Source organism: Kitasatospora sp. NPDC091257 (assembly GCF_044757675.1).
In the GTDB taxonomy this organism is placed as follows: Bacteria; Actinomycetota; Actinomycetes; order Streptomycetales; family Streptomycetaceae; genus Kitasatospora; species Kitasatospora lactacystinica.
In genome coordinates, this window is sequence record NZ_JBIVVI010000868.1 from 1 (window position 1) to 4,005 (window position 4,005).

A 4,005-nucleotide genomic window follows, 5' to 3' on the forward strand; every position below is an offset into this window, starting at 1 on the left:
GGCCCTGGTAGGTGCACTGGTCGGCCCACTCGTGCCAGAAGTCGGCGGTGGCGTCGAGCATCCCCTCGGCGTCCGGGGGCCTGGGCGGGTCGAGGTGGGAGGCCTGCCAGGTGAGGGCGAAGGCGATCCGCTCGCCGGCGGTGACGGTGAAGTCGGCGTAGGTGGTGAGGTCGCGGCCGTAGGTCTCGGCCTCGCCGTCCAGCCAGACCGAGTCGGGGCCGGCGACGGCGACGGTGCGGTGGCCGCCGTCGGCCTGTTCGACGCGGTGCACCCAGGGCACGATGCGGCCGTAGGAGAAACGCATCCGCACGGCCGAGCGCATCCGCACGGTGCCCGTGACGCCCTCGACGATCCGGATCACCTGGGGGACGGCGTCCTTGCCGGCCAGCGGGCGCGGCGGCATGAAGTCGATCACCCGGACGGTGCCGCCGTCGGTGTCCCACTCCTGCTCCAGGACCAGCGAGTCGCCCCGGTAGCGGCGGCGGTCGGCGGGCACGGCGGGGGCGGCGGCGGTGGGCGGGGGCACCCGCAGGTCGGCGGTGTCGGCGATGCGGGCCCGGCCCGCGTCGGCGGGGGGCGTGGCGGCGGCCGGCACGGGGACCTCGGTCAGGACGGCCTCGGCCGGGCCGATCCGCCAGAAGCCGTGTTCATCGGTGCCGAGCAGGCCGGCGAACACGGCCGGCGAGTCGAAGCGGGGAAGGCAGAGCCAGTCCACCGCCCCGTCCCTGCTGACCAGGGCAGCGGTCTGCATGTCCCCGATGAGTGCGTAGTCCTCGATACGGCCGGCCACGTGGATCTCCAGTTCGCAATGTGGTCAGGGCATCGGCGAGCGGAGGGAGCGAGCGGTCTGCGGGGCCGGAGGTCCACCCCGGGACGTCCGGCCTGCCGGGGGTGGTGGCAGGCCTTGCTGGAGTGTCCGCGGGGCTCGGTCGAGCCCCTGGAGTGGGTGGGGATGGGCTGGAATACGGGGAGGTCCGGTCGCGCATCGGGGACCGGGAGTGTCCTGACCCTCCCACGCCCTCCGCGTGCTCGTGCTGTCGGCGATGCGTCCGAGCAGCTTACGACGGACGAAAGGGGCGAAGCACGCGGGCGCAGCCCGGTGTGGCGCCGCAATTCGGCGGAAATGCCGTGCATCGCGAGGGCGCGGCGCAGGATGGTCCGGAAGGATCACCTCCGGCTGGTCCGGCCGGATGAGCCGTGATGGTCCGGACGGATACCGCGCTCTGGCCCGGTCCGGCGGGTTGTGCGACCGGTGTGAAATATGTGGCGCGTGATGCGCCGGTGGTGCGCCCCGCGCGCGCCCCCGATGCGGCGCGCGCGGCCCGGAACGGCGTCCGGGTCCGGTCGCTGATACCCTGGTATCCCGTGGACCGGCGGGATCAAACGCCCCGGACCAGCCGAACCGACGACCCAACGAGCGCCGCGCACCGAGCCGGCCTCCGTCGCCCGGCGAACCCCGAGCCTCCCGCCCACGTCTGCTTCGACACGCGACCCACGGGAGCCCCCTCTTGGCACAGCCCCATTCCGGCAAGGCAGCGAACGGCCGCGCCGTGACGACCAAGCACCTCTTCGTCACCGGGGGTGTCGCCTCTTCTCTCGGAAAGGGGCTCACCGCCTCCAGCCTCGGCGCGTTGCTCAAGGCCCGCGGCCTGCGCGTGACGATGCAGAAGCTCGACCCGTACCTCAACGTGGACCCGGGCACGATGAACCCGTTCCAGCACGGTGAGGTGTTCGTCACCGACGACGGCGCCGAGACCGACCTGGACATCGGCCACTACGAGCGGTTCCTGGACACCAACCTGCACGGCTCGGCGAACGTCACCACCGGCCAGGTGTACTCGACCGTCATCGCCAAGGAGCGCCGCGGCGAGTACCTGGGCGACACCGTCCAGGTCATCCCGCACATCACCAACGAGATCAAGTCCCGGATCCGCCGGATGGCGACCGAGGACGTCGACGTGGTGATCACCGAGGTCGGCGGCACCGTCGGCGACATCGAGTCGCTGCCGTTCCTGGAGGCCGTCCGCCAGGTCCGCCACGAGGTCGGCCGGGACAACGTGTTCTTCGTGCACGTCTCCCTGCTGCCGTACATCGGCCCCTCGGGCGAGCTGAAGACCAAGCCCACCCAGCACTCCGTCGCCGCGCTGCGCAACATCGGCATCCAGCCCGACGCGATCGTGCTGCGCGCCGACCGCGAGGTCCCGCAGGCGATCAAGCGCAAGATCTCGCTGATGTGCGACGTGGACGAGGAGGCCGTGGTCGCGGCCATCGACGCCAAGTCGATCTACGACATCCCCAAGGTGCTGCACGGCGAGGGCCTGGACGCCTACGTGGTGCGCCGCCTGGACCTGCCGTTCCGCGACGTGGACTGGACCACCTGGGACGACCTGCTGCGCCGCGTCCACGAGCCGCAGCACATCGTCAAGGTCGCCCTGGTCGGCAAGTACATCGACCTGCCGGACGCGTACCTGTCGGTGACCGAGGCGCTGCGCGCCGGCGGTTTCGCCAACAACGCCCGGGTCGAGATCAAGTGGGTCACCTCGGACGACTGCGAGACCCCCGAGGGCGCCCGGGCGCAGCTCGGCGACGTCGACGCGATCTGCATCCCCGGCGGCTTCGGCGACCGCGGCGTCAACGGCAAGGTCGGCGCGATCACCTTCGCCCGCGAGAACAAGGTCCCGCTGCTGGGCCTGTGCCTGGGCCTGCAGTGCGTGGTCATCGAGGCGGCCCGCAACCTGGCCGGCCTGCCGGAGGCCAACTCCACCGAGTTCGACGCCGCCGCCAAGCACCCGGTCATCTCCACGATGGCCGAGCAGCTGGCCATCGTCGACGGCAAGGGTGACCTGGGCGGCACCATGCGCCTGGGCCTGTACCCGGCCAAGCTCGCCGAGGGCTCGATCGTCCGCGAGGTCTACGCCGGCGAGCAGTACGTCGAGGAGCGCCACCGCCACCGCTACGAGGTCAACAACTCCTACCGCGCGGACCTGGAGAAGACCGGCCTGGTGTTCTCCGGCCTCTCGCCCAAGGGCGACCTGGTCGAGTACGTCGAGTACCCGCGTGAGGTGCACCCCTACCTGGTGGCCACCCAGGCCCACCCGGAGCTGAAGTCCCGCCCGACCCGCCCGCACCCGCTGTTCGCGGGCCTGGTCAAGGCGGCCATCGAGATCAAGACCGCGGCCTCCGAGTAGTCCCCGGTCGTTGCGGTCGGCTGTCGTCGGCCGCGGTCGTCGACAGCGCTCGTTCACAGGACGGCGGCCCCGCGATTCCCGCGGGGCCGCCGTTCGGCGTTAGATTGTGTCGTACTGACGAAAAGGGGAGAGCGATGGACGAGCAGGGCCGCCAGGGGATCTTCGACGTGGCCGAGGAGTGGGAGGTCCGGGAGAGCGGAACGCCGTTCCGGGGCAAGGTCACCGGGGTGCGCAGCGAGGAGGTCCGGATGCCCGACGGCAGCTGGGCGCGCCGCGACTACCAGACCCACCCCGGCTCGGTCTCGGTGCTCGCCCTGGACGACGAGCAGCGGGTGCTGGTGCTGCGCCAGTACCGCCACCCGGTGCGCCAGCGGCTGTGGGAGCTGCCGGCAGGCCTGCTCGACGTGCCCGGCGAGAACCCGTGGCGCGCCGCGCAGCGCGAGCTGTACGAGGAGGCGTACTGCAAGGCCGGCACCTGGCGGATCCTCGCCGACTACTACACCTCCCCGGGCGGCACCGACGAGGCGCTGCGGATGTTCCTGGCCACCGACCTGGCGCCGGCCGAGGGCGAGCGCTACGCGGCCGAGGGCGAGGAGCAGGAGATCGAGGTCGCCTGGGTGCCGGTGCCGGAACTGATCCGGCTGATCCAGGCCGGGAAGCTGCACAACCCGACCCTGGTCACCGGCACCCTCGCGGTGCACGCCGCGCTCACCGGCCCGGACGGGCTGGACGCGCTGCGCCCGGCGGACTCGCCCTGGCCGGCCCGTCCCTTCGAGGCCTGAGGCGGTCCCGGCGGGTTCCGGGGTGGCCGGTTGGG

3 protein-coding genes are annotated in these 4,005 nt (G+C 72.1%); 2 read left to right on the forward strand and 1 reads right to left on the reverse strand.

All coding sequences use genetic code 11. The features are described 5' to 3' along the window. Positions 1–796: trehalase-like domain-containing protein (locus ACIQOV_RS31070; RefSeq protein WP_401053970.1), on the reverse strand; the 796-nt coding region annotated here is incomplete at its 3' end. A 754-nt stretch (positions 797–1,550) separates the two neighbouring features. Between ACIQOV_RS31070 and ACIQOV_RS31075 the strand changes: the two genes are divergently transcribed. Together ACIQOV_RS31075 and ACIQOV_RS31080 are read left to right on the forward strand one after the other, a co-directional pair. Continuing rightward, positions 1,551–3,188: a CTP synthase gene (locus tag ACIQOV_RS31075; RefSeq protein ID WP_401053969.1), complete on the forward strand. Its 1,638-nt coding sequence runs from the start codon at positions 1,551–1,553 to the stop codon at positions 3,186–3,188. Between the two features lie 134 nt (positions 3,189–3,322). Beyond that, complete coding sequence (locus ACIQOV_RS31080; protein WP_380546813.1) at positions 3,323–3,970, forward strand: NUDIX domain-containing protein; 648 nt, start codon at positions 3,323–3,325, stop codon at positions 3,968–3,970. Positions 3,971–4,005 lie beyond the last annotated feature (35 nt).